At 69.6% G+C, this 25,963-nt stretch carries 22 protein-coding genes; 9 read left to right on the top strand and 13 right to left on the bottom strand.

The window, feature by feature from the left end:
- Positions 1-1,010, top strand: a 1,010-nt coding sequence (locus ACFV1J_RS05870) for an Ig-like domain repeat protein (RefSeq protein WP_385855979.1), incomplete at its 5' end; no start/stop codon positions are given.
- A 266-nt stretch (positions 1,011-1,276) separates the two neighbouring features.
- Here the strand turns inward: ACFV1J_RS05870 and ACFV1J_RS05865 are convergent.
- On the bottom strand, positions 1,277-2,722 hold the full coding sequence (locus ACFV1J_RS05865) for an APC family permease (protein ID WP_385855978.1): 1,446 nt from the start codon (positions 2,720-2,722) through the stop codon (positions 1,277-1,279).
- A gap of 95 nt (positions 2,723-2,817) precedes the next feature.
- On the bottom strand, positions 2,818-4,131 hold the full coding sequence (gene lysA, locus ACFV1J_RS05860) for a diaminopimelate decarboxylase (RefSeq protein WP_385855977.1): 1,314 nt from the start codon (positions 4,129-4,131) through the stop codon (positions 2,818-2,820).
- Between the two features lie 126 nt (positions 4,132-4,257).
- Here lysA and ACFV1J_RS05855 point away from each other — a divergent pair, with 126 nt between their 5' ends.
- Positions 4,258-5,475, top strand: coding sequence for a PucR family transcriptional regulator (locus ACFV1J_RS05855; protein ID WP_385855976.1), 1,218 nt, complete (start codon positions 4,258-4,260; stop codon positions 5,473-5,475).
- 84 nt (positions 5,476-5,559) lie between these two features.
- Here ACFV1J_RS05855 and ACFV1J_RS05850 read toward each other — a convergent pair whose 3' ends face one another.
- On the bottom strand, positions 5,560-5,979 hold the full coding sequence (locus ACFV1J_RS05850; RefSeq protein ID WP_385855975.1) for a MarR family winged helix-turn-helix transcriptional regulator: 420 nt from the start codon (positions 5,977-5,979) through the stop codon (positions 5,560-5,562).
- A gap of 118 nt (positions 5,980-6,097) precedes the next feature.
- Here ACFV1J_RS05850 and ACFV1J_RS05845 point away from each other — a divergent pair, with 118 nt between their 5' ends.
- A complete protein-coding gene (locus ACFV1J_RS05845; protein WP_385855974.1) occupies positions 6,098-6,919 on the top strand; it encodes an SDR family NAD(P)-dependent oxidoreductase in 822 nt (273 codons plus the stop codon).
- Between the two features lie 57 nt (positions 6,920-6,976).
- Here ACFV1J_RS05845 and ACFV1J_RS05840 read toward each other — a convergent pair whose 3' ends face one another.
- Positions 6,977-7,768 (bottom strand): SDR family NAD(P)-dependent oxidoreductase, encoded by a 792-nt coding sequence (locus ACFV1J_RS05840; protein WP_385855973.1) that lies wholly within the window; start codon positions 7,766-7,768, stop codon positions 6,977-6,979.
- 310 nt (positions 7,769-8,078) lie between these two features.
- Here ACFV1J_RS05840 and ACFV1J_RS05835 point away from each other — a divergent pair, with 310 nt between their 5' ends.
- Entirely contained in the window at positions 8,079-8,645 is a 567-nt protein-coding gene (locus tag ACFV1J_RS05835; protein ID WP_385855972.1) for a TetR/AcrR family transcriptional regulator, read from the top strand.
- 155 nt (positions 8,646-8,800) lie between these two features.
- Here ACFV1J_RS05835 and ACFV1J_RS05830 read toward each other — a convergent pair whose 3' ends face one another.
- Positions 8,801-9,610, bottom strand: a complete 810-nt coding sequence (locus ACFV1J_RS05830; RefSeq protein ID WP_385855971.1) for an SDR family NAD(P)-dependent oxidoreductase — start codon at positions 9,608-9,610, stop codon at positions 8,801-8,803.
- Positions 9,611-9,614: 4 nt separating this feature from the next.
- Entirely contained in the window at positions 9,615-10,268 is a 654-nt protein-coding gene (locus tag ACFV1J_RS05825) for a carboxymuconolactone decarboxylase family protein (protein ID WP_385855970.1), read from the bottom strand.
- Positions 10,269-10,956: 688 nt separating this feature from the next.
- Here ACFV1J_RS05825 and ACFV1J_RS05820 point away from each other — a divergent pair.
- The 5 genes from ACFV1J_RS05820 to ACFV1J_RS05800 all read left to right on the top strand — a co-directional run bounded on the left by ACFV1J_RS05820 (position 10,957) and on the right by ACFV1J_RS05800 (position 16,820).
- Positions 10,957-13,467 carry an ATP-binding protein gene (locus ACFV1J_RS05820; RefSeq protein ID WP_385855969.1) on the top strand — a complete coding sequence of 837 codons (2,511 nt, stop codon included), beginning with the start codon at positions 10,957-10,959 and terminating at the stop codon, positions 13,465-13,467.
- A gap of 204 nt (positions 13,468-13,671) precedes the next feature.
- On the top strand, positions 13,672-14,442 hold the full coding sequence (locus ACFV1J_RS05815; RefSeq protein WP_385855968.1) for a dioxygenase: 771 nt from the start codon (positions 13,672-13,674) through the stop codon (positions 14,440-14,442).
- A gap of 162 nt (positions 14,443-14,604) precedes the next feature.
- A complete protein-coding gene (locus tag ACFV1J_RS05810) occupies positions 14,605-15,774 on the top strand; it encodes a hypothetical protein (protein ID WP_385855967.1) in 1,170 nt (389 codons plus the stop codon).
- A gap of 137 nt (positions 15,775-15,911) precedes the next feature.
- The gene (locus ACFV1J_RS05805) at positions 15,912-16,313 is read left to right on the top strand and encodes a helix-turn-helix domain-containing protein (protein ID WP_385855965.1); all 402 of its coding nucleotides are present in this window, start codon (positions 15,912-15,914) and stop codon (positions 16,311-16,313) included.
- Positions 16,314-16,409: 96 nt separating this feature from the next.
- Positions 16,410-16,820 (top strand): VOC family protein, encoded by a 411-nt coding sequence (locus tag ACFV1J_RS05800; protein ID WP_385855964.1) that lies wholly within the window; start codon positions 16,410-16,412, stop codon positions 16,818-16,820.
- Between the two features lie 184 nt (positions 16,821-17,004).
- Here ACFV1J_RS05800 and ACFV1J_RS05795 read toward each other — a convergent pair whose 3' ends face one another.
- The 7 genes from ACFV1J_RS05795 to katG all read right to left on the bottom strand — a co-directional run bounded on the left by ACFV1J_RS05795 (position 17,005) and on the right by katG (position 25,629).
- Complete coding sequence (locus ACFV1J_RS05795; RefSeq protein ID WP_385855963.1) at positions 17,005-18,057, bottom strand: LCP family protein; 1,053 nt, start codon at positions 18,055-18,057, stop codon at positions 17,005-17,007.
- Between the two features lie 283 nt (positions 18,058-18,340).
- Complete coding sequence (locus tag ACFV1J_RS05790) at positions 18,341-18,571, bottom strand: hypothetical protein (RefSeq protein WP_385855962.1); 231 nt, start codon at positions 18,569-18,571, stop codon at positions 18,341-18,343.
- Between the two features lie 164 nt (positions 18,572-18,735).
- Positions 18,736-19,269: a hypothetical protein gene (locus ACFV1J_RS05785; RefSeq protein WP_385855961.1), complete on the bottom strand. Its 534-nt coding sequence runs from the start codon at positions 19,267-19,269 to the stop codon at positions 18,736-18,738.
- 357 nt (positions 19,270-19,626) lie between these two features.
- On the bottom strand, positions 19,627-21,666 hold the full coding sequence (locus tag ACFV1J_RS05780; protein WP_385855960.1) for a flavin monoamine oxidase family protein: 2,040 nt from the start codon (positions 21,664-21,666) through the stop codon (positions 19,627-19,629).
- Between the two features lie 293 nt (positions 21,667-21,959).
- A complete protein-coding gene (locus tag ACFV1J_RS05775) occupies positions 21,960-22,376 on the bottom strand; it encodes an ASCH domain-containing protein (RefSeq protein WP_385855959.1) in 417 nt (138 codons plus the stop codon).
- A gap of 137 nt (positions 22,377-22,513) precedes the next feature.
- Complete coding sequence (locus ACFV1J_RS05770; protein ID WP_385855958.1) at positions 22,514-23,029, bottom strand: DinB family protein; 516 nt, start codon at positions 23,027-23,029, stop codon at positions 22,514-22,516.
- A gap of 410 nt (positions 23,030-23,439) precedes the next feature.
- Positions 23,440-25,629, bottom strand: a complete 2,190-nt coding sequence (gene katG, locus ACFV1J_RS05765; RefSeq protein ID WP_385855957.1) for a catalase/peroxidase HPI — start codon at positions 25,627-25,629, stop codon at positions 23,440-23,442.
- Positions 25,630-25,963: the final 334 nt, after the last annotated feature.

Here is a 25,963-nt window from a genome sequence, read left to right as displayed (position 1 = left end):
TCAGCGGCGGCACCACCAGCGTCACCACCAACGGACTCGTCACCGCAGGCACCTACGCAGTCACCGCCACCTACAGCGGCGACGCCAACTACACCGGCTCCGTCGGCACAGACACCCAGACCGTCGCCCAGGCATCCACCACCACCAGCGTCTCCTCCTCACCCGACCCCTCCGTAGTCGGCCAGCCGGTGACCTTCACCGCCACCGTCGCACCGGTCGCGCCAGGGACAGGTACACCAACCGGAACGGTCACCTTCGTCGTCACCGGCGGTCCGACGCTGACCGGCACCCTCTCCGGCGGGACGGCCAGCGTCACGACCACTGCGCTGGGTCCGGGTACCTTCCCCGTCACGGCGACCTACAGCGGTGACGCCAACTTCACCAGCTCCAGCGGCAACGACACCCAGACAGTCGCGCAGGCATCCACCACCACCACGGTCTCTTCCTCGCCCGACCCGTCGGTCTTCGGGGAGACGGTGACCTTCACCGCCACGGTCGCGCCGGTCGCGCCCGGCGCCGGCACGGTGACCGGCACGGTCACGTTCGTCATCGACGGCGGTGGGGGCGGCTCGCTGACCGCCACCGTCTCCGGCGGCGTCGCCACCGTCACCACCAACACACTCGACGCCGGTGTCCACAACGTCACCGCGACCTACAGCGGCGACGCCAACTTCACCAGCTCCAGCGGCACAGACACCCAGACCGTCAACCAGGCATCCACCACCACCACGGCCACCTCGTTCCCCGACCCCTCCAACTCCGGTGACACGGTCGCGATCCTCGCGTTCGTGTCGGCGGTGGCCCCGGGCAGCGGCGTCCCGACCGGGACGGTCAACTTCACCGTCACCGACGGGGTGACCACCGTCAACCTCACCGGGACGCTCGACGGCTCCGGTGTCGCCGCGGTCAGCACCCCGCTGACCACCGGCAACTACCTCATCACGGCGACCTATCTCGGTGACACCAACTTCACCGGCTCCAGCGACACCGACACCCAGACCGTCGTGTAACCCCCCTTCCTTCTCCCGTACAGCGCACCGGCGCCGGGCCGTCCACGAGGGCGGCCCGGCGTCCTTGTGTGCCCACTGCCCGTACGGGGCGGCGGACCGCGCGATATCACCGCTTGGCCGAGCGTCACCGACTGTGCTGCGCCGCGTAGTTCGGCCAGATCCAGATGGCGCGTCTTCGCAAAGTAAATGCCCGGGTCTTCTGAGGCGCCCCTGTGGCGACGCCGCGCGCCCCGGGCCCGGCGCACGAGCGCTCGTCGTTGTCCGACTCAAGTCCGGGTCTCTTCCAGGGCGATGCCGGGGGCGGTCGTCTCCAACCGTGAGTTCCGGCGGCTGTAGAGCAGGTAGACGACCAGGGCCAGGGCCAGCCATCCGCCGAACAACAGGTAGGTGTCGAGCGGAAGTTGGTACACCAGGTAGCTGCAGGCGAGGAGGGACAGGGCCGGCACGACGGGGTGTCCTGGGACGCGGAAGCCGCGTTCGAGGTCCGGGGCCGTACGGCGGAGGATGAGCACGCCGAGCGAGACCACGGCGAAGGCCACCAAGGTGCCCATGCTGGTGAGGTCGGCGAGCAGGTCCAGCGGGAAGACCGCCGCGAGGCAGGCGACGAAGCCGCCGGTCAGCAGGGTGGTGAACACCGGAGTACCGGTACGTGGGTTCACCCGGCGGAACGCGGCGGGCAGCATGCCGTCGCGGCCCATGGCGTAGAGGATCCGGCTCTGTCCGTACAGCACGACCAGTGTGACGCTGACGATGGACAGCACCGCGCCGGCCGAGAGCAGCACGGCGGGCCAGCTGGTTCCGGTGAGTCGGCCGAGGATGGCGGAGAGCCCCGCTTCCTGTCCCTCGAACCGCGTCCACGGCTGGGCGCCGACGCCGACCAGCGCCACCAGGGCGTAGACGAGGGTGACGCCGATCAGCGCCAGGATGATGGCCAGCGGCAGGGTGCGGCGGGGGTTGCGGACCTCCTCGCCTGCGGTGGAGACGGCGTCGAGGCCGATGAAGGAGAAGAAGACGGTGGCCGCGGCGGTGCCGATGCCGGCCATGCCCATGGGGGCGAAGGGGTGCAGGTTGCCGGCGTCGAAGCCGGTGGAGCCGACCACCACGAACAGCACCAGCACGCCCAACTTGACCAGCACCATGACCGTGTTGACCAGGGCGGACTCCTTGGCGCCGCGCACCAGCAGCAGACAGCACAGACCCACGAGGGCGACGGCGGGCAGGTTGACGATTCCGCCCGCGCCCGGGGGCGCCGATATCGCCTCGGGCAACTGGAAGCCGAAGAGCCGTTCGGTGAAGTCGTTGAGGTACTGCCCCCAACTCACCGCGATCGCGGCGCCGGAGACCGCGTACTCCAGCAGCAGGCACCAGCCGACGGCCCAGGCCGCGAACTCGCCCAGCGTGGCGTACGCGTAGGAGTACGAGGAACCGGAGACCGGTACCGCCGACGCCAACTCCGCGTAACAGAGCGCGGTGAGGGCGGCGACCGTCGCCGCGATGACGAAGGACACGATCACGGCGGGGCCCGCCTCCGGCACCGCGGAGTCCAGCGCGAAGAAGATGCCGGTGCCGATGGTGGCGCCGATCCCGATCATCGTGAGCTGGAAGAGCCCGACGGTGCGGCGCAGCCCGCCCGCTTCGTGCGAATCCGTGGTGAAGGTGTGCAACGGCTTGCGTCTGAGCGCCTGCTGACGCAGCGTCGGCCGATCAGGCATAGGGGACCTCTCCAGGATGACGGGATGCGGGATGCGGGGTGCGGATTGCGGACAGGAAGGGAAGACAGAGAGGGGAGGGGACGGTCGGTAGCGGCTCAGGGACGGTCGCGCCGCATCAGGTCGCCGTAGGTCTCGCGGCGCACCACGGCCCGCGCCTCGCCGTCGCGGCAGAAGACGACCGGCGGCCGCAGCGTGCCGTTGTAGTTGTTGCTGAGCGAGAAGCAGTACGCACCGGTGACCGGCACGGCGATCAGGTCGCCGGGCCGGGGGTCACGCAGCGGCACGCCGGCGCTGAGCAGGTCGCCGGACTCGCAGTGCCGGCCCACCAGCTGGTACGGTTCGCCGCCGCCCACCCGGGTGGCGACCGTGGCCTCGAAACGCTGTCCGTACAGGGCGACTTCGAGGTTGTCGCCCATACCACCGTCGACGGCGACGAAGGTCGGCTCGCCACGTTTGACGGTGACCACCCGGTAGAGCGTCACTCCGGCCTCGGCCACCATGGACCGGCCGGGCTCGATGATGATCTGCGCGTCGGCGGGCAGGGTCCTGCGGGCCGCGGCCACCAGCGTGTCCAGATACTCCCCGATGCCGGGCGGGCGGTCCTCGTAGGTGTAGCGGTTGCCGAGGCCACCGCCGAGGTCGTAGACGGCGAAGCTGCCGAGGTCCGCCACGGCCTCCACTGCGCGGGCGAACGGCTCGGTGTCGAGGATCTGCGATCCGATGTGGACGTGCACCCCGTCCAGGCGCAGCCGGCTGCTGGCACGCAGCCGGGCGATCGCCTCCCGGGCCTGCGGCAGGGCCAGGCCGAACTTCGAGCCCTCCTGCCCGGTGGACACCGCGGCGTGGGTGTCCGGGCGGATGCCGGGCGTCACTCGTACCAGCACGGGCTGCTCGTCGGTGACGATCCGCTCCAGCCGGTCGATGTCGTCGAAGTTGTCGATGACGATCAGGCCGGCCCCGGCCTCCACGGCCAGCCGCAGCTCGTCCTCGGTCTTGGCGTTGCCGTGGACCACCAGCGAGGCCGGGTCGACTCCTGCTGCCAGGGCCAGGGTCAGTTCGCCGCCGCCCGCGACGTCGATGCTCAGCCCCTCCTCGGCCAGCAGCCGGTACACCGCCGTACAAGGAAATGCCTTGGAGGCGAACGCCACCCGAGAGTGCGGCCACCGGGCGGCGAGTCCGTCGGCGTAGCAGCGGGCGCGGGCGCGCAGTGCGGCCTCGTCGACGACGAGTGCCGGTGTGCCGAAGCGGTCCGCGAGGTCGGTCACCGGGCAGCCACCGATCACCAGGTCTCCGTCCTGGCCGAGCACGGTGCCCGGCGGGAACAGCCCGAGCAGTGCCTCCTGGGACGTACCGGCATCGGTCTGCGGGTCCTTCCCAGCGGTAGCTGGGGGAGCGACCGGAATGGCCATGGATCTTCCTCCGTGGTTGCCGTGCGGCCGGACCCACCCTCCGGGCCGGCCGCCTCATGCTCCCGTCCGCCCACGGGGCCGCACCTTGGCGCGATCGCCTAGGGTCAGGGCATGATTCCGTCGGAAATGACAAGCACGGGAAGCGGCGACGGAGCCGGTGAGGAACTCTTCGCCCTCGCCGACGCCATCGCCGCGGTCATCGGCGGATCGGTGGCCATCGAAGACCTGGAAACCCGGGTGGTCGCCTACTCGACGCGGCCGGGACAGGCCATCGACGAGCTGCGCCGCCAGGGCATCCTCGGCCGACGGGTCCCCGCACAGCCCGGCCCTCAGGCCGAGCGGCAGCTCCGCCAGTACCGGCAGGTGCTGACCGCACCCGGCGTCATACGGATGCCGGGGCTGGCCGAGGGCGAACTGCCGCGCGCCGCGGTCGCCGTACGCGCCGGAGACCTCCCGCTCGGCACCATCTGGGCGATCGAGGACCGGAGCCCACTCGACGAGGCCGGTGAGCGGGCGCTGCTGGACGGCGCCCGGACCGCCGCCCTGCACATGCTGCGCCGCCGCAGCGCCACCGCCCTGGAGCTGCACGCCCGGGAGCAGGCACTCCGTGCCGGTCTGGACGGCACGGCCCCGGCGACGGACACGGCCTACCGGCTCGGCCTGCCGGCGAACACGCCCCTGACCCTCCTCGGCTTCGCCCCTGTCGGCGTCTCCCCGGACGCCGGCACGCTGCTGACCCGCCTGGGAGCCGAGCTCGGTCGGCACTGGGCCGCGGTACGGCCCTCCGCCGCCGTCTGTACCGGCCCGCGCGCCGTGTACACCCTGCTGCCGGAGGCCGACCTCGACGCGTCCCGCCGACTGGCGGCACAGGCCCTCGCCGCGGCCTCCCGCCCCGGCACGGAGCCGCTGCGCGCCGCCGTCAGCCGGCCCGCAAGGCTCGTGAGCGACCTGCCCGAGCTGCGCTCGGAAGTGGATGACGTGCTACGGGTGACCACGAGCGACCCCAAGGCACCGGACGTCGCCGCGCTGACCGACGTCCATGCCCGGGTCCTCCTCGCTCACCTGGCGGACGAGCTCGCCCAGCGGCCCCGGCTGCGGCACCCGGGCGTCGAGGCGATGCTCGAACATGACCGCACCAAGGACACCCACTACGCCGCCTCGGTCGCCGCCTGGCTCGACGCGGTCGGCAATGTGGGCGAAGCGGCCCGGCGGCTCACGGTGCACCAGAACACTCTCAAGTACCGACTGCGCCGCGCCCGCGAGCTGTTCGGCCTCGACCTGGACCAGCCGGACGACCGCCTCTCCTGCTGGCTGCAGCTACGCATCGACGCCACCCGCCACTGAGCCGGGAGCCGGTGCCGGGGTCCCGTTTCGGTGGGACGCGGGTGCGGCCCCGGAGCCCGCGATCGGCGCGACGGCCGGCGGGCGTTACGCGTCCAGTACCAGTTGCAGCAACTCACGCAAGGACTCCCGCTGCTCCGTGGTGAGCTGGGCCAGCGGGGCGGCGGCGAACGGCATCCGGGTGCGCAGGTCGGTGGCGACGGTGCGGCCGGCCGCGGTGGCCGCGACGCGCTTGACGCGGCGGTCCGCCGGGTCGAGGCTGCGCTCGGTCAGGCCGCGGGACTCCAACCGGTCGATGATCGCGGTCACGTTGGAGGGCTCCGCGTGCAACCGGTCGGCGATGCGGCGCGTCGGGACCGGCTCTTCGGCGGCGAGCAGCGCCTTGGCCTGGAGCGGGGTCAGCCCGTGGGCGGTCGCCGCGGCCTCGGCCTCCTGGGTGTAGCGGCGGGTGATGGCCGCGAGGAGGCCGACGATTTCCTTGGTCAGCTCATCCGGTGCGTGGGACATGCCGTTCAGTCTATCGACTTGCTTGACAAAGTGAAATAACCGCTCCCATAGTTATGGCGGACCTTAGTTATGTTCCATAAGTAGTGGCCTAGTAGCCACAGAGAGAATGGGCCTCAAGATGATCACCAAGACCGTCCTGATCACCGGCACCTCCTCCGGTATCGGACTGGCCACCGCCGTCGCCGCCGCGCGGAGCGGCTGGCACGTGATCGCCACCATGCGCGACACCACCAAGGCGGGCGCGCTCCAGGCGGCAGCCGAGGAGGCCGGAGTCGCCGTCGACGTCCGGGCGCTGGATGTGACCGACCCGGCCTCCGTCGAGGCGTGCCTGGCCGGCCTCGACCGGCTGGACGCGCTGGTCAACAACGCCGGCGCGGGCCACCTCGGCACCCTTGAGCAGGAGAGCGTCGAGGACGTGCGTACCGTCATGGAGGTCAACTTCTTCGGCGTGCTGCATGTCACGAAGGCGGCCCTGCCCCTGCTGCGGGCGAGCAAGGGCCGGGTGGTGACCGTGACCAGTGTGGGCGGCGTGATCGGCCAGCCCTTCAACGAGGCGTACTGCGCCGCCAAGTTCGCGGTCGAGGGCTTCATGGAGTCCCTCGCGCCGGTCGCGGCGACGGCCGGCGTCTCCGTCAGCGTGATCGAGCCGGGGGCAGTGGCCAGCGAGTTCGTCAGCAATGTGGGCGTCCGCGACGACGTGCTGGAACAGGCCGGACCGTACGCCCCCGCGCTGGCCGCCTATCTGGAACGCACCCGCGGCGCCTTCGCCCACGCGCAGTCTCCGCAGGACGTGGCAGCGCAGCTGGTCGAACTGCTGGCGGCCGAGCGGCCCGCCTTCCGGGTGCTCACCTCGGACGCCGCGCGCGGCTTCGTCGGGGCGAAGCTCAAGGACCTCGATGGTGCGGCCGTGCAGACGCTGACCAACGGGTGGGTGGCCTAGGACCCATGGAGGAACTTCGCGCACCGCGGTCGCCGCCGGCGGCGCGCGAGGGGGCGGCTACCGCCTGTGCCGCTGGGCCGCCACGACCTCGCTGATGGTGCGCTCGGCACTGGAGCCGCGCTGCGCCTTCTCCGCGAAGCCGGGGAACTGACCGGCGAGGGCGCTGAGCACCTTCAACTCCACCGGCGCGACATTGACTTCGCACAGATCGCGCTCGACGGCCCGAGCCACGCCCGCCACCACCTGGGCCGGGGAGACCATGCGCACGCCGGTCGGCGGGGTGGCGCCCGTGGCGGCGAACATGCCTGCGTCGCGTACGGCGCCGGGTTGGACCAGGGAGACCCCCACCCCCGTGCCGTGCAGGTCCTGGCGGAACGAGAGCGCGAAGCCGCGCAGCCCGAACTTGGCCGCGCTGTAGAGCGAGGAGTACTTGGTGGCCGCCTTCCCGGAGATCGAGCCGACGAGGACGATATGGCCCCGACGCGCCTCGACCATCCGGGGCGCGAGCGCGCGGGCCAGCATGATCGGGGCGCGCAGGTTCACGGTCAGCGCGCGGTCGATCTGCTCCGGCGTGTAGTCGAGCAGATCGCCGGTGGAGGGCATGGCGGCGTTGGCGATCAGTATGTCCGTGTCGGGGCATGCCCGGGCGAGGTGGTCGACCTGGTCCGGGTCGGCGAGATCGGCGGCGACCACTCGGGCACCGAGCTCGTCGGCGAGCGTCTCCAGGGCGTCGGCACGGCGCCCGGAGAGGACCAGCTTGGCGCCCTTGGCTGCCAGGTCGCGGGCGATGGCCTGACCGAGGCCGCCGGCGGCTCCGGTCAGGAGAACGGTGGATCCTTCGATGCGCATGGGACGAGCCTCCTGAAAACTGTTCGTTCGAACGAACAGTATGGAGGGCGGACGACCCTGTCAACAGCAGGCTCCGCCGGGCCCGCCGACTTCTCCGACAACGAAGCGGGCGGCATCCACACGGCGTACGACATCGTGCCCGGACCCCGACGACCGCCGCCCCACCGTCGCGCACAGGCCCCACGCCGGGGTCAGAGAAGGGAGCAGTCGCTGATCCGTCCGCCACCCGGCTTGGGAAGGATCTGCGCTGGTCGGAGCGGCCCCGGCCCTTCTCCCATACCAGGAGGCCACCGCTGGCACAATGACTGCCATGACCAAGCCCCCCGGAACCCGGCAGAGCATCATCGACGCCGTCCTGCGCATCATCGGTGAGGACGGCATCGCCGCGGTCACCAACCGGCGGATCGCCAAGGAGGCCAAGGTCTCGCTCGGTTCGGTCACCTACCACTTCGCGACCCAGCACGAGATGCTGCGGGAAAGTCTGCTGCACTTCGTCGCGGAGGAGACCCGGCGCCTCACCGAGCTCGCCGCCCAGTGCCAGACCGACGGAATGGACGCCGATCGGGCTGCCACCACCGTCAGCCAGGTCGCCGGGGGCGCGCCGTTCGACAGCCGGCACATCGCACCCTTCGAGCTCTACATCCAGGCCGGCCGCGACGAGCGGTTGCGCACCGCGGCCGCGGAATCCTTCGCCGCCTACGACCGGTTGGTCGCCCGGATCTTCACCGGTCTCGGCGTACCTGACGCCGAGCGGCTGGCGAGCAGCGCCGTCGCGCTGGTCTTCGGACTGCAACTGCGCAGCCTGGCCACCGGTCTGCCCGCCGAGGAACTCGTCGACGCCCTGATGCTGCTGGCACGCGGGGCGCAGCACTCCTGACCCTTGGTGCCCCCTCCGGGCACGGCCGCCGATCCCATCAAGACGCGCCCTCACCCGCGTCCAACTACCCAACTGCCCAACTGCCCATGGCACGGTGGAGCGGTGGCGGCCGGGCGATCTCGTGGCCCAACGGCGGCCGCCCCGCTCCCCTCGGCTCAGACCGCGCTCAGCCCGCCGTCCACCACCAGGGCCTGCCCCGTGATGTAGGAGGCTCGGCCGGAGAGCAGGAAGGTGACGGCCTCGGCCACTTCCCAGGCTGTGCCCTGGCGGCCGAGCGGGATCCGTGCGAACGAGGCGGTCCGCGACGGCCGCCCTGCCGAGGCGCTGCGGCCCATCGGAGTGTCGATCAGACCGGGGACGACCAGATTGGCACGGACGGCGCGTGCTGCGCCTTCTTTGGCGACATGACGGACGAGACCGAACAGCGCCGCCTTGGAACTGTCGTACGCAGGGGAGCTGGTGGCCGCACGGAGTCCGGCGACCGAGCCGATCAGGACCATCGCGCCGCCGTCGGCGAGTTCGGGCAGGCCGTACTTGGCGGCCAGGAAGGGAGCACCCAGGTTGAGCGCTATGACGCGCTCCCAGTCCTGGGGCGAGGTGTTCGCCAGACCGGAGCCCAGCCCGACGCCGACGTTGACGACGAGGGCGTCCAGTCCGCCGAGGCGGCGGCGTGCCTCGGCGACCATCGCGGAGGACTGCAGCGGGTCGGTGGCATCACCCACCAGCGAGATGGCGTCGGCGCCCTCCGCACCGGCCAGCCCGGCGGTGGCCTCGGCGGCGTCGGCGGACAGGTCGGCGCAGGCGACGGCCGCGCCTTCGCGTGCGGCGAGCACGGCGATGGCCCGGCCGTTGCCCACGGGAGCTGCCGGGTCGTCGCTGGGCCGGGTGCCCGCGCCGATGACCAGCACCCTGCGGCCGGCCAAGCGGCGAGCGGCGGTGGTGGGTGGTTGCTGCACGTCGCTCATGCCCTCACAGCCCTTCGGTGGAGCGTGCCGGGCCCGAGGTCTCCGTGGCGCCCTCGGCGGATGCGGGGAAACCCGCCGGGTCGAAACCGGGATCGAGTTCCGTACCGGCCGAGTTCAACAAGAACGCCACCATGTGGTACTGGCCCACGAGCATGGTGATCTCCACCAGGTCGGCCTCGTCATAGTGGGCGGAGAGGGCCTGCCAGGTGGCGTCGGAGAGCCGGGCTTCACGATGGAGTTCGTCGGCGGCGCGCAGCAGGTGAGTGTCGGGCTCCGCCCATCCGTCGGCGTCCGGCCCCTGGGGAATGCGTGCGATCTCGGCCTCGGTGACACCGACCGCCTTCGCCAGCGGGACGTGCCGCCCCCATTCGTACGAGGCGCGGGTGAGACACGCGGTACGCAGGATCAGCAGTTCACGAACGCGGCCCGGCAGACGGCCGCTGCGCAGCAGATAGCTGCCGAAGGGCATGAACCGCTCGTAGAGATCGGGGTGGCGTACGAGGGTGGTGAAGACGTTGGGGACCCGGCCGTCGGCATCCCGTGAGATCAGGGAGAGCAGTTGGCGGGTCCGGGAGTCCCAGTCGTCCTCGGCCAACGGGGCGAGACGGGGTCCGGCCTCGGCGGAACTGCCGCGTGATGAGTCGTCGTTCGTGGTCATGGCAACCTCAACCTCCATACATTCAAGACAGTTGATCAGCGTTCACTTCGGCATGCTGTTCAGTACCAGGTTCGGGGACGCTCAACTCCTCGCATCTGTCCGGTGTCTTCCCCTGGTACGTCAGCGCCCTGTGCGCCGTCAGCCTGGTATCGGCGTTCACGTTCCGGGAGGGCAGCCACAAGGACCTGCGCGAGATGACGAGCGCCGAAGGCTCGTCGCGGGCGGCGGCCCCGGCAGGGAATTAGGGCGAGTTCGCCGAGACCTCACCGACCGGGGTACGGACGACGGCCGCCGTACCCCGGTCGCGGTCGGCGTACTACTCCGGTCGTCGGTTGTACTCCGGTCGCGGTCGGCGTACTCCGGTCGCGGTCGGCGTCGGCTCAGGTCAGTGGCCCTTCCGTCGTGGTGACCGGAGATCGACGTCCGGGTGGCCGGGTGGGCGGTGGTCCGGCGGGGGACTGTTAGGCAGGATGCTTGGGTGGCGGAGTCGTGGGCGTGTGAGGCATGTGGTGTGCGGCTTCCGGGGCGCTCGCGGTCCGGGCGACCGGGTGGCGGCGGGGCCGGGGGCCGGCCGGCGCGGTACTGCTCCGGCGCGTGCCGCCAGCGCGCGTTCCGGGAGCGTGCGAAGCAGGCCGACGCGGCATCCCGTACGGCCCGGCCCGCGGAGCTGGCGGGCCGGGGCCTGCCGGTGTCGCTCGATGCGTTCATCGGGCGGGAACGGGAAGTGCTGCGGTTACGTACGCTGCTGCGGTCGTCGCGGCTGCTGACGCTGACCGGCCCCGGCGGCGTGGGCAAGACGCGGCTGGCCGTCGAGCTTGCCGGCGGTGTGCGCGGCGGGCGAACGGGCCGGGCCCAGTTGGTGGAGCTGGCCGGGCTGCACGACGGTGAGCTGCTGCCACAGACCGTCGCCGCCGCACTCGGCGTGCGGGAGCGCGCCGGCCGGGCCGGGATCGAGGCCCTGATCCATGCGCTGGACGGGCGCAGCACACTGATCGTTTTCGACAACTGCGAGCATCTGACCGAGCCCTGCGCGCAGTTGGCCGCGGCGCTCCTGGCGCGCTGCCCGGGCCTGCGGATTCTCGCCACCAGCCGGGAGCCACTGCGGATACCCGGCGAGGTGGTCTTCCGCGTCGGCGTGTTGTCACTGCCGCCGGCCACCGAGCACCCGGACCCGTACCGTCAGCGACAGGATCCGTACCGTCAGGGGCCGGACCCGTACCGTCAGGAACCGGATTCGCGTCGCCAGGGTGGGCAGGACAGTGCCCGGCTCCTCCGGTCGGAGGCGGTCAGGCTCTTCCTGGAGCGTGCTCGTGCCTGCGACGCGTCGTTGGACGAGCCCACGCCGGGCGACCTCCGCACCGTGGCCGAGATCTGCCGACGGCTGGACGGACTGCCGCTCGCCATCGAACTCGCCGCAGGCCGGATGGGGTCGCTCCCGCCGGCCGTCATCCTGCAGGGGTTGGACGACCAACTCTCCCTCCTGACCGACGGCAGCAGGACCGGGCCGGGCCGGCATCGCGAGCTCGGGGCCACCATCGACTGGAGCCATCGCCTGCTGGACCCGCTGGAGAGGACGGTGTTCCGGCGGCTGTCGGTGCTCGGGGGCGGGTTCGACGCGGAGAGCGCCGCCGCAGTCTGTGCGGACGATGCGGAGCGTTCGGATGGCGTCGCCGACGCCGGCCCTGCTGAGGGAGTCGACGATGGCGGCGGCGACAGGCCGTGCCGCGTACGGCGGGAACAGGTGCTGCCCGTGCTGTGTGCCCTGGAAACGAAGTCGCTGATCGTACGGGTGCGCGGGGGTGCTCCGGGTACCGCGAGGTTCCGGCAGCTCGCGGCGATCCGGGCGTACGCCATGGACCGGCTCGCCGAGGCCGGGGAGCTTGACGACGTGTGGGAGCGGGCTCTCGACCGGCTGTCCCGGCAGGCGGCCCAGGATGCCGCCCTGGTGTTCCCCGACAGTGCCGAGCTTGCGCTGGCCCACGAGCAGGAGAATCTCGCGGCCGCCGTGACCCGTGCCGCCACCGAGCGGAACGACCCCCGGCACACCGGACTCGCGCTCGCCCTGGCCCGACTGCACTACCAGCAGGAGCAGTTGACGGCGGCCCGCAGTCTGCTGACGGGAGTGCTGGCGCGGTCGGCCGCGGTCGGCGGCCAGGAACACGGTGCGGCGCTCGCACTGGCTGCGCGTGCCGCCTGTCAGCAGGCCGACCGGTCGGCGGCCGTTGCCTTCGCCGAGGAAGCGGTCGCCGTCGAACGCGCCGGCCGACCACCGCACTCCGGTCCGCCGCACCCCGGCCGGCTGGCCAACGCCCTGGACGCCCTGGCGGCAGCCCACCTGTGCCGGGGCGCCTACCACGATGCCGTCGCCGTGTTCACCGAGTGCCTGGACGTGGTCAGCACGTTGGACCGCCCGCTGGACGTGGCCGTGTGCCGGCACCACCTCGCCTGGGCGCTGCTCTACACCGGCAGCACGGTACGGGCGGCCGAGCTGATGGAGGAGTGCCTGCCCGTCGTGGAAGCCGGTTCTCCCCCGGGACAAGCGGCGGCCGCTCTGCACACCGCGGGTGCGATCCATATGGCGCGGGGGGACTGGCACGCCGCCGAGCGGAGGTTCGCGGAGGTGCTGGTGAAGGTGCCGGACGGGGAGAGCCTGCACACGCTGTACCCGGTGGAAGGTCTCGCCATCATCGCCGCCGAACGCGGCGATCCCGAACGGGCCTCGCAGCTGTACGCGGCGGCCACGGCGGCGCGCCAGCGCCTCGACACCGAACCGGAGGCGAGCTGGCGGGGGAAGGTGGAGGCAGCGGTGACACGGGCCAGGAGGCGGCTGCCCCCTGCGCGGGTCGACGCGGCGATGGCGGCCGGACGCCGCCTGCGTGCGGAACGGCTGCTGTCGTACGCCGCACACGGCACCGCATCAGCCGGAGGAACGGTGGACGACGGTGCACACGACGCCATCGGTCCGGGTCCGACCACCCCGGCGCCTGAACTCCCGCTCACCCCGCGGGAGTCGGCTGTCGCCCGACTGGTCGCGGAAGGCATGACCAACCGTCAGATCGCCGCCCATCTCGGCCTGTCCACGAGCACGGTCGCCAGTCATCTGGACCGTGTCCGGGACAAGTGGGGCGTCCGGTCCCGCACTCAGATCGCCGTCCGGGTCGCCGGAGGGACGGGAGGTCCGCGCGGGGTGCGGTGGTAGCCCGAACCGGGAGCTTCGGACGGGCGCGGTGATAGCCCGCCCCCCTGCGCATGTCCCACCGCTCTCCGCAGGGGGTTTCGTCACGTCCGCACACGGACGGTCATTCGACGGATGTGCGCAGACGACCTGCCCACAGAGGCTGGGCAGCAGCCGGAGAGCGCTCCCCCGCTCTCTTCTCCCCCAACCTCCCGCAAAGGAGATGCGATGCGGTACGCCGACGAAACCTCCCCCGACGGCACTCTTCCCGATCGGCAGCACACTTCTCGCCGGACCTTCCTCAGGTCGACGTCCGTCGGGGTGACGTCGGTGGCACTCGGCGCGAGCGTGGCCGCCTCGGCCGGCAGCCCTCCTGCGCAAGCGGCCGATACGCAGGCGGCCGAGACGGAAGCGACCCAGACGCAAGCGTCGGTCCCGGTGGGCCGACGTGGCACCCGTCCGCTCGCCGTCACCCCCGCCTGCTCGGGCCAGGAAACGCCGGCATCCATCGAGGGCCCGCTGTTCAAGCCCCACTCCCCCGCGCGCAACGATCTGATCACCCCGGCCATCCGCGGCGTACAGCTCGACCTCAGCGGCGTCGTGTACGACACCGCCTGCAAGCCACTGCCCGAAACGCTCATCGAGTTCTGGCAGTGCGACCAGAACGGCGATTACGACACCTCGGGCTTCTCCCTGCGCGGCCACCAGTACACCGACAGCCGGGGCGCCTACCGTCTCCGCACCATCATCCCCCGGGACTACTGGGGCCGTTGGGGACAACGGGCTCCGCACATCCACACCCAGGTCCAGGCTTCGGGCGGCCCCGTGCTGGTCACCCAGCTGTACTTCCCGGACGACACCCAGGCCTACGGCAGGGACTTCGCCGCCCTCAACGCCGCCGACCGTCTCCTCAACCGCGCCTGCACGATCCACCTCACCGGCCCGGAGAACGGCCGCTACACGGGCACCTTCGACTTCGTCATCACCACCACGGTCTAGGTCTGGGCACCCCCGACGGCACATCCGAACGGCACATCCGACGTGGTGTTCCAGTGGGCCCCGACGCGACCCGGCGTCTCCTCATCCGCCCCCGCCCCCGGTCCACCGCCTCCGTCCCTCCCCCTCCCACCACCCACAGTCGCCACCAGACAAGGAATCCCCATGCCCTCGCGCATCTCCCTCTCCCCGCGACGATCGGTCCGGCTGTCCCTCCTGGCGGCCCTCGCCACCACCCTGGTCACCGGGAGCCTGGTCCTGGCCGGCCAGAACGGGGGCCCGAGTACGCCCACCACCAACACCGCAGCCACCGCTCCCGCGCCCGCCACCTCCCGGCACGCGGGGCAGTGGCAGGCAACGCCCGTGCCCGTCGAGAAGGGCGATCTGACCGCCGTGGCCGCGCTGAGCGACACACAGGCCTGGGCCGTGGGCTACCGGCTCAACAGCGCCACCTCGCTCAAGGCGATCGCCCTGCGCTGGGACGGTAAGACCTGGACCCAGGAATCCACCCTCCCCGACAACAGCTTCCCGCAGGCACTCGCCGTCCGCTCGGCCGGCGACATCTGGACGGTGGGCAGCGCATCGGCCCACTGGGACGGCACCAAGTGGACGGCCTACCAACTGGACAACGACCCCGCCGGCCACGTCGTCCCCGACGCCGTCACCACGACCTCCGACGGAAAAGCCTGGACCGTGGGCCGGGCCATGGGCCGATCGGTCAAGGACGGCGTCCCGGCCGTCCAGTCCTGGGACGGCAAGGCCTGGCACCGGCAGGCCCTGCCGGATGTCGGCAAGGGGGAACTCAGCGGCATCACGGCGGTCGCGCCCAACGACATCTGGGCCGTGGGAGCCGCCTACGCCCCCGACGAGAACACCAAGCAGTCGGCGCTGTTGCTGCACTTCGACGGCAAGAACTGGCGCCGCATCACGGCCCCGGGCCCGCGCACCACGCACAACTGGCTCGGCGCCGTCACCGCCCTCTCCGCCAACGACATCTGGGCCGTGGGCGGCAGCACCACCGGCAGCACGGAGCGGCCGTTCGCCGTGCACTGGAACGGCAACACCTGGACCACGGCCACGACACCGGACGTGGCCGACGGCCGCCTCCGCGCCGTCGGCACAACGGCCACCGGCGAGCTGTGGGCCCTCGGCGGCAAGGGCGCCGCCCCCGTCGCCCTGCGCTGGAACGGCCAGCGCAACCAGTGGGAGGAAACCACCGCCCCCGACCTCGTCGTCCGCAGCTTCACCACCATCCCCCACAGCGCCGACCTCTGGGCCACCGGCATCGCCCGTAACGGAGACCTCGTTCCCACGATCACCCGCCTCAAGGGCTGACTCGCGCCGGTCGTGGCATGCGGGCAGGTCGTGCGGATTACGGGCGAGGGCCGGACGCCGAGGCCAGTTCCGGGACCTGCGCACACCAGCGGGACCGCCCCGTCTCGTACGGTCGGAGACCGTGGTGTGATGGCGCCATGAGCCGCGCCGCAGAAGAGACCAACCGCCGGATGCTCCGGGCACGGGATGCGATGGACCGTGCCTACGCGCAGCCGCTGGACGTCCCGGCCCTGGCCCGGATCGCCCATGTGTCCCAGGCGCATTTCACGCGGACCTTCCGGGCCACGTTCGGTGAGACGCCGCACCGCTACCTACAGCGCCGCCGCGTCGAGCGGGCGATGTTCCTGCTGCGGGACACCGACCGCGGTGTGACGGACATCTGCTTCGAAGTGGGCTTCAGCAGCCCGGGAACCTTCAGCCGCACCTTCCGCGACATCGTCGGCCGCTCGCCGCGGACATACCGTAAGGAAGCCAGGCAAGCGGCAGCGGCGGGCGTACCGACGTGCTTCACGATGGCGTGGACGCGGCCGAGCGCCTGACCGCCTGCCCGCACTGGGCCCGGACTGTCCTCCGGCCTCGTCGACTGAGCAGTTTTGGATAAGTTTCCGTCCGGCGTGCCCAGTAGCGTGAGGCACATGTTCAACGCCATCACGCACTCGCAGATATACGTCCTCGACCAGGACGAGGCCCTCGACTTCTACGTCGGCAAGCTCGGCCTGGAGGTCAACACCGACATCGATCTGGGCTTCATGCGCTGGCTCACCGTCAACGTCCCCGGCCACCCGGAGCGCGAGGTCCTGCTGGAGAGGCCGGGTGCGCCGGCGATGTCCGAGGAGACCGCGCAGCAGGTCCGCGACCTGGTGACCAAGGGCGCGATGGGCGGCTGGCTGATCTTCACCACGGACGACTGCCGCAAGACGTACGAGACGCTGCTGGCCCGGGGCGTCGAGTTCACCGAGGAGCCCACCGACCGGCCCTACGGAACCGACTGCGGCCTCCGCGACCCCTTCGGCAACCGCCTCCGCTTCACCCAGCCGAAGGCGTAAGGCCTCACCCGGCCGAAGGCGTACGGGCGGTCCGGGGGTTACGGGAGGAACTGCCGCCAGCAATCCGGCGCGGGCAGTGCCTGGACGGCGGGAAGGACGCGTTACTCGGCCAGGCGTCCGCCCCGGCTCCCTGAGGAGCCGGGGCGTAGGCACAGTCCCGTCGGGTTGTCAGCAGCGCATCACTTCACCGGTTGCTGGTGACCGTGACCGGTTCGTCGTTCTTCAGCTCGTTGACGAGTTGCTTGACCTTGGGCATGTCCCAGGTGAGGTTGCCGCCGACGCTGCCGGAGATCGGCATGTTCATCGACTTGCCCTCGCCGCTGTTGACGTCCTTCATGGCGAAGAACATCCTGGCCAGCAGATAGGGGTTCATGTCCTTGTCGACGACCAGGGTGTCCAGGCCCGCGCCCATGACGGGGTAGAGCGCGAACGGGTTCAGGAACGTGCTGGGCGAGGCCGCCTGGTTCGCGAGCGCGGCCAGGAACTTCTGTTGGTTCTTGGTGCGGTCCAGGTCACTGCCGGCGAAGGCGTGCCGGGTACGGACGTACGCGAGCGCCTGGGCACCGTTCAGGGTCTGCGGGCCGGCCTTGAAGTCGGCGCCCGACCACTTGTCCTTGAACCCCTTGTCGAGGTTCATCTCGACACCGCCCATTGCCTCGACGATGTTCGCGAAGCCGGTGAAGCCGATCTCCGCGTAGTGGTCGATGTGCAGCCCGGTGTTGTACTCGACCGTGCGGACCAGCAACTGCGGGCCGTCGAAGGCGTACGCGGCATTGAGCTTGTTGGCGCCCATCGCGGGCCGCATCGTGCCGGACTCGGATCCCTGGAACTTCGGGATGGTGACGTTCGAGTCGCGCGGCAGGGAGATCATCGTCGGGCCGTTGGAACCGACGTGCAGGATCATCATCGAGTCGGTCCGCTGGCCCGCCTCGGCACTGCCACCGGTGTGCAGGGACTTGCGCTGGGCCGCCGACATGCCCTTGCGGCTGTCCGAGCCGACGATCAGGTAGTTGGTGCCCTCGCCCTCTCCGGGACGCTCGATGACCTTGCTGAGGTCGACGTCCTTGTGCAGCTGGGAGTCGGCCCACAAGTACGTGCCGCCCACCACCACGAGCAGGATCACCAGGACGGATATCAGAATCCGCTTGGCCTTACCGCCCCGGCGGGGCCGCCGCCCGGCGTCGTACGGACCGCTGCCCCTCGGCTGGGACGGCACCGCCGGCCGTTGGGGGTCCATGCCACGAGCCGTGTCCGGGCGAGGCGTCGCGTGCCCACCCTGATACCGGTCCTGAAAATCGACGTTCCTGACGTCGGGCCTCTGATTCATGCCGGGCAGTGTGCCTTCCTCAGTGCCCCCGAAAGCAAATCGAGGAACGGGCCGACGCGGGAGTGTTTCAGAATTGATGCATGCTCGCCCAACGGGCTACCGACAATGTCCTGCCAATGCCGCCAACGGCATGTCCAACCAGGCACTCTCGATCGATCGCAGGAATTCGGACAAGGCGGCACCATTGCCGCGTTCAATGAGCGACGATGGACCGCACTGATCCCCACCGAAGCAGACATGGCACCTTCAGCGAATTACGCCGCATGCGTGCCGACAGAAGGATCGACCACGCAGGGAGGATCACATTCCTGGCGTCACAAATTACACACCAGATCGGCATGTTGAGCATGTCGTTGACGTGAAGCCCGAAAGGGACCGCCGAAACAGCGATGGATTTTTCTTCTGCCTGGTAGGTGATCTCCATGATGCGGAGCCGGATCGGTGGTGCCGTAGCGGCGGGCCGCCACGACACACCACGCCTCTCTCAGCGCCGCGGGAGACGATCCCGTTACCGCGCAGGTGCACGTACACGCCCAACATGCACAGGACCGCCGCACGACCGGGCTGCTGAGCCGAAGGACAGCAACCTCAAAGACGCCGCACCCAGGCGGCAGCGCCATGCCCGACGGCGAGATAGACCGCCGCGGGAAGGGCGTAGTTGAAGAAGACGCGCAGCCCTTCGGTGTCCATGGTGAAGATGTCCTGCGACCAGCCGGCGAGCCACTGGGCCATGCCGTGCACGAAGTCGACGAAGACGTTCGCCTGATTCGCGTCGAGCAGATACAGCAGGATCCACAGCCCAAGGAAAACCGCGGCGATATCGCCCAGACTGTGAAGGATCAAGGCGAGCCGGTCCGCCCCCAGACCCTTCCGGTTACCTCTCCCGTCACGCGCCCGATTCCTGGGCACGTCGTACGGAGCATCAGGAACACCGGCGTACGGTGCACGCGGTTCGGAGTGGTAGGGAGGCGGAGGATTGCCGGTGCGCGGGGCGTACGCCTCGGCCGGAGGCAAAGGGGCCGTGTCGCCGCCCTGTGAGGCGTTTGAACCGCCACGGTAAGGAGAGTTTACATTGGGGTCGTATGCGGCATTTTGCGGCATGCCGTCGTTGCGGTAGTTCATGGTCCGGCGCATTTCCCGCCCAGCGTTTCCGAAACCGCCTTCACCCCCATTTCACATTCATGCGTCAAACAGCCACCCCGGCTTAAGCAGGTGTCCGCCCACCGCCGCACGAGCCGACCACCCTCCACCTGCCTTACCGGAAGCTTCCCCAGTCCGGAACCGCGGCGCTGAGCGCGAGACTCCACCACGTCAGAGCCGATGCCGGTACCGCTGCCGGTGCCGCTGCCGCTGCCGCTGCCGCTTACGTGCCGCATCGCCCCAATTCCGCACCGTCACCGGCAGTTTGGGCAGTCGAGAAGGACGTGCCCGGCGCCCCGATGCAGAGCAGGACGCCGGACCGGGCGATCGTGCCCTCCGTCAGCCCGTGTGGACCTTCAATGCCGTCCGGACGGCAGACTCCAGTGCGCCTTCGATCCAGGCGGGCTTGATGGACGTGTGGTCCCCCGCGAAGTGCAGTGGTCCCTCGGATGTGGGCACGTCGGGAAACAGTTCCGTGTGCTGACCAGGGAAGAGCACGGAGGCTTCCCCATAGGCGTAGTGGTCGCGCATCCACGACTGCGTCTTGCACTTGTTGGTGAAGAAGACCTCGCACCGGCGGCCGAAGACAGCCTGCACTCCGGCCAGCGCACGCAGATACCGTTCGTCGTCGGCGAAGGCGTCCCACTTGAGGGCGTCGTCGGACCAGCTGTAGGAGGCCAGCATGATGCCTCCGTCGCTGCCCTGCACGGGGTGCGCGTGCTCGAAGTACATGAAGCGGTTGGCGTTGTCACTCACGTTGCCGCCGCCACGGATATGGGCGGCATCCGGCTCGCTGCTCATGGCGGGCCGGAAGACGCCGAAGCACTTCTTGAGTTCGTCGGGGATCGTCACCCCCAGGTCCTTCACGGACCGGTGCGCGCCGAGGTACTTGCCGTGCTTGACCGCGCCCGCCTTGTACTTGTCGTAGAGACCGTCCTCGATGGAGTTCAGCGCCGACTTCCACTGCGCCTCGGTGAACTCCCACCAGCGCTGGGAGAACTCCAGCAGCACCTTGGTCGCGGCGTCATAGTGCAGTTCGGTGATGGCGCGGCGTTTGCCGTAGGTGAGCGGAGGATCGAAGGCCACGTGGCGCAGTCCGGAGAACGGGACGGTGATGATCGCCTGGTCGCCCTCGAAGACCTCCGTGACACCGCCCTTGCCGGTCTGGCAGTCCTCGGAAACGGTGTGGACCCTGACCTTGCCTGCGTGGTGTTCGATGCGTACGGCGCGCCGGTCGAGGCTCACCTTCCCCTTCACCGGCTTGTACAGCGCGTCCGCTAGCAGCGCGGTCCCGCCCTTGATCTCCCAGAACTTGGTCTTGGGGTCGATCAGCGCGCTGGACAGGAAGCTGTGGGTGAAGGACAGGTGCAGCCGGGAGGTCAAGTTCTGGATGGTGCCGATGAGGTCGATGGTCCTGGTGTCGAGCTGGGCGACTTCGGTGAGGTACCGGTACATGGACCAGTGGCCGTACTTCTTGAGGATCTTGGCCCAGCCGTTGACGAGGGCTGCCCCTTCCTTTCCTCGGATGAGCCGGAACGCGGGCTCGAGGGCGTGCGCGAGGATGGCGGCTGCGGTCTTCGTTCGGTTGGGGCCCGTGACGCCGAAGGTGTCGTTGATTCTTTGCGGGTTCTTCTCGTAGTCGGCCCGGCGCATGTGGATGCCATTGACGTGGATCCAGGCGCGGTTGGCCGGCTTCGTCGGGTCGTCGACGTCCACATCCACCAGGTAGAACTCCTGAAGCGGAAGGCCGTACTTCTTGAGCAGTGCCATGAGGAGGGGGTGACTGTCGGGCAGCCGCATGGCACCGGCTTCGGCGTACTGCTGGGGATCGGCGAAGGGCTGCTCCCCGTTTTCGTGGCCGCCCTTGCGGAACGTCTTGATGCGCCCGCCGACGCGATTGCCGTTGGCCTCGATCACGACGACGTCGTGGCCTGCACGGTGGAGCAGGTTGGCCGCGAGCAGGCCGGCCGGGCCGGCCCCGACGATCAGGACCCGCTTCGTTGCCTTCGCCCGGCTGGCGGGCAGGCCGTTTTCGATGGCCTTCAGGTAGGTGGGGACGAGCGATTTGTCGTGATCGTCGTAGACGGCGATGGCGCGGGCGACGGTGGTGTACGCCTTGGGATCGATGCCAGGCGGCACTGCGGCCGGCGCCGCGGACGGTGCGGTGGCGGGGCTCAGCGCGGTCGCGGGCGCGGCGGACGCGAGGGAGGCGGCGGTGAGTCCGGCCGCGAGCGCCGACGCACCGGTCGCCGTCACCACGGCGCGCCGTGAGGGCTGCGCCTCGTGCGACCGAGGCGCAGCGTGCGTGGCCGGTAAAGCATCCGAGGCGAGCTGCTTCTCACCCGATGCGTCTGGCCCGTTCGTGCTCGGAAGGGTCATGTGCGGAGTGCTCCCGTCGTGTGAATTCATCGCTCATCACACTTGACATACGAACCGCCCGGAGCCAGTCCCTTCACACGGACGGGAACGGTAAACCACTCGCGCGACTACATGACGGCGCTCCCTGTCGACGCCCATGACGGAAGCGGCCGTTCGCGCCGCTGCCCCTGGCACAGCACCAGGGCGCGACGCACAGCACGCACGGAACAGCACTGGCATCCACGAAGGCGGCGTCCACCTCGCCCGGCCGCCGGTCCGCGACCCGCTGCGCCAGAACCAGCCCTAGTCACCGGTCACACGGGTTCGACCACTCGGAACCGTTCGGCAACGACGAGAGTCTCATCGTCAATGACAGGGGTGTGCCCCAGGAACTCGCTCACGCCCTCGCTCCGAAAGAAGTCTTGGTGGGCTTTCCGCCACTGTGCGACGTCGGAGTAGCCGCGCCCCTCGGCTCGCACGTAGTCGTCGTCGATCTCCTTCATGGGAACGACCCGCACGTCAACGAGCTCGATCGTGACGGCCGGACGACCCTGGGAATCGAGCACCGAGAACCGCTGACCGGCCTGCGGCACCGCCTCGCCGGCGTGCTCATAGATCTCCAGGAGACCGGTGAGCGCGGTCTTCGAACCGCTCAGGATCGCTTCCACCCCACGGTCACGTTCCGGTCCGGGAAAGGCGAGTTCAAGAGTGGGAAGGTCTTCATGCCCCATCGGACCAGGGTAACAACGCCCTCAAGAACCTGTGGGCCGTGGCGCCGAGGTTCGACAAACGCCCCTACGTTTCCCACGGCACTGTCTCCGTTTGTCTCGATCCGACTCTGACTCCGGTCCCGATCCGCCGGATCGGCCTAGTAGTACCCCTTCGTCCCGTCGAGCAGTTCCCGCACGATGTCCGCGTGCCCCGCATGCCGTCCGGTCTCCTCGACGAGGTGGATGAGCATCCAGCGGAGGTTGGCGTTGCCGGAGCGGTAGTCGGAGTGGCGGCCGACGTCGTCCAGGGAGGCAGCGGCCACGATCTCGTCGCTTCGGGCACACTGGGCCTCGTACTCCGCGAGGAGCTGCTTCAGCGGGACCCCGTCAGTACGCCAGCTGGCGTCCTCGTCCGTCTCGTCAAAAGACGGATTCTGTGTCTTGTCGCCGCCGAGGAACAGCACCTCCAGCCAGGTGTGCTCGGCCCATCGCATATGGCTGATGAGACCGGCCATCGTCATCGCCGGCGAGGTCGGGATGACCGAGCGGTGCGCGTCCGCCTCGCTCAGGCTCTGGCATTTCCATCGCAGGATCTGCCGCTGGAGGTCCAGCCAGCCGATGAGCGCGGTGCGTTCGTCGGCCTGCAAGGGGGGACGTTCGAGTGATGGGGCCATGCATGCGGACGCTAGCGTGCCCGGACTCCGGCTGTCGCCTGGTTTTCGCGGCAGCTGTACGCCACCTCCGTCTCGTGCGGAGAGGACTACCTCGCCTTCCGCGGGCCAGACACCAGGCACCTGGTTCCGACCCGGCCCCGGTCAGGCGCTGGCCCGCAACTCCCAGCTGCGCCGGCGCCTGTCCGGACCGGTTTCCGGTTCCTCTCCCGGACGAGGTGCGGCCGGGGCAGGGGCAAGCAAGCAAGCAAGCGTCAGACTGCGGTGGGGCGTTGAGCTTGGCGCGCAGTGTTGAGCTTGGCGCGCAGTCTGGTGACCCTGACCCGTGAGGAGCTGCTCGTCACCGGCCCTGCGGATGCAGATGTCCCGGTCGGCCGATGAGCGGCCGACCGGGACGTGGGACTCAGGTGAGGTCAGGTGAGGTCGAAACGATCGAGGTTCATGACCTTGTCCCAGGCTGCCACGAAGTCGCGCACGAACTTCTCCGCCGCGTCCTGGGACGCGTACACCTCCGAGACGGCGCGCAGTTGGGAGTGCGAACCGAAGATGAGGTCGACGGCGGTGGCGGTCCACTTGAGCTCGCCCGTGGCGCGGTCCCGCCCTTCGAATACGTTCTCAGCAGAGTCTGATGCCTTCCACTCCGTTCCCATGTCGAGGAGGTTGACGAAGAAGTCATTGGTCAAGCTCTCCGGGCGGTGGGTGAAGACGCCGTGCGGGGAGCGCTTGAAACCGGTGTTCAGGGCCCGCATGCCGCCGACCAGAACCGTCATCTCCGGAGCGGTCAGCGTCAACAGACTGGCGCGGTCCAGAAGGAGAGTCTCCGGCGACAGCTTCTCTCCCGCCCGGAGGTAGTTGCGGAACCCATCCGCCCGGGGTTCGAGCACGGCGAACGACTCCACGTCGGTCTGCTCCTGCGAGGCGTCCGTACGCCCCGGAGCGAACGGGACGGTGATGTCGTGCCCGGCGTTCTTCGCGGCTTGCTCGACGGCCGCGCACCCGCCCAGGATGATCAGGTCAGCCAGCGAAACCTTCACTCCCCCGGTCTGGGAATGGTTGAAGTCCTGCTGGATCTGCTCCAGGGTCCGCACCACCTCTTTCACCTCGGGCAGGTCGTTGACCTCCCAGTCCTTTTGTGGCGCGAGTCGAATCCGTGCCCCGTTGGCCCCACCACGCTTGTCGGTGCCGCGGAAGCTCGCCGCTGACGCCCACGCGGTGGTGACCAGTTGGGAGATGGACAGTCCCGAGTCGAGGATCCTGCGCTTGAGGGCAGCGATGTCATCGCCGGCGATCAGTTCGTGATCGACCTCGGGAACGGGGTCCTGCCACAGCTGCGGCTCGGGAACCCACGGGCCGAGGTAACGCGAGGCTGGTCCCATGTCGCGATGCAGCAGCTTGTACCAGGCCTTGGCGAACGCCACCGCGAGCTTGTCCGGGTTCTCGTGGAAGCTCTTCGCGATCGGCCCGTAGACCGGATCCAGCTTCAGCGCGAGGTCCGTCGTCAGCATCATGGGAGCGTGCCTCTTCGACGGATCATGCGCATCGGGCACGGCGTCCTTCGCCGACGGATCCGTGGGAGTCCACTGCTTCGCACCGGCGGGGCTCGTCGTCTGCTCCCAGTCGTACCTGAACAGGTTGTCCAGGTAACCGTTGTCCCATTTCGTCGGCTCCGTCGTCCATGCGCCCTCAAGACCGCTGGTCAGCGCGTCGGCACCCTTGCCGGTGCCGTACGTGTTCCGCCAGCCGAGGCCCTGCTGCTCAAGGGGGCTGGCCTCGGGTTCCGGGCCGATGTACGACGGATCGACCGCGCCATGGCATTTGCCGAACGTGTGGCCGCCGACGATGAGCGCAACCGTCTCCTCGTCATTCATCGCCATACGCCCGAACGTCTCGCGGATGTCCCTGGCGGCCGCCAACGGATCCGGGTTGCCGTTGGGTCCCTCCGGATTGACGTAGATCAGTCCCATCTGCACGGCACCGAAGGGTCCGGCGAGTTCCCGGTCGCCGCTGTAGCGCTCGTCTCCGAGCCAGGTGTCCTCGGGCCCCCAGAAGATCTCCTCGGGTTCCCAGATGTCCTCTCGCCCGAAGCCGAACCCGAACGTCTTGAACCCCATCGACTCCATGGCACAGTTACCGGCGAAGACCAGCAGGTCCGCCCAGGAGATCTTCCGGCCGTACTTCTGCTTCACCGGCCAGAGCAAACGGCGCGCCTTGTCGAGGCTCGCGTTGTCCGGCCAACTGTTGAGGGGTGCGAAGCGCTGAGCGCCGGCGCCGCCACCACCCCGGCCATCGGCGATGCGGTACGTTCCCGCGGCATGCCAACTCATCCGGATGAACAGCGGCCCGTAGTGGCCGTAGTCGGCAGGCCACCAGTCCTGTGACGTCGTCATCACCTCGAAGATGTCCTGCTTCAGCGCATCGAGGTCGAGGGTCGCGAACTCTTCCGCGTAGTTGAAGTCCTCGCCCATCGGATTGGACTGGGGCGAGTGCTGGTGGAGAACCTGAAGGTCCAGCTGATTCGGCCACCAGTCCCGGTTCGTCCTGGGCCGGGTCGGCGTGGGGGCCGGGGAAGGGATTACTGGGTTCTCACTTTCGCTGCCGGACACGTCCGTCCTTCTTCCTGTATCGAGTTTCCTTCTGTTGACTGCTTGTCGTCTCCGACGTGGGTTTGCTTCTGGTCCTCGGCGTCGGATTGCTCGTTGTCTTCGACGTCCGTTTGCTTGTGGTCCTTGGCCTCGGTTTGCTGTGATCCTTGACGTCGGTTTGCTCGTCGTCCTTGACGTCGGTTGGTCTTGCTGGCGTCGAGCGCTGCGGCGTGTGCTCGTAGCGCGCCACGGCTCCCACTGACCCGAAACGCTGGGCCAGGCTCGCGGCGGTCAACGCCGGCCGGTGCCCCTCCGGGTCCGGCGATTCTTGGCAGATCCAGTGGCGCCCTCGGCC

The organism is Streptomyces sp. NPDC059649 (assembly GCF_042734445.1).
Lineage (GTDB): Bacteria > Actinomycetota > Actinomycetes > Streptomycetales > Streptomycetaceae > Streptomyces.
The sequence above is the reverse complement of the archived record's forward strand: the minus strand, read 5'-3'. Positions and strand labels throughout refer to the sequence as shown.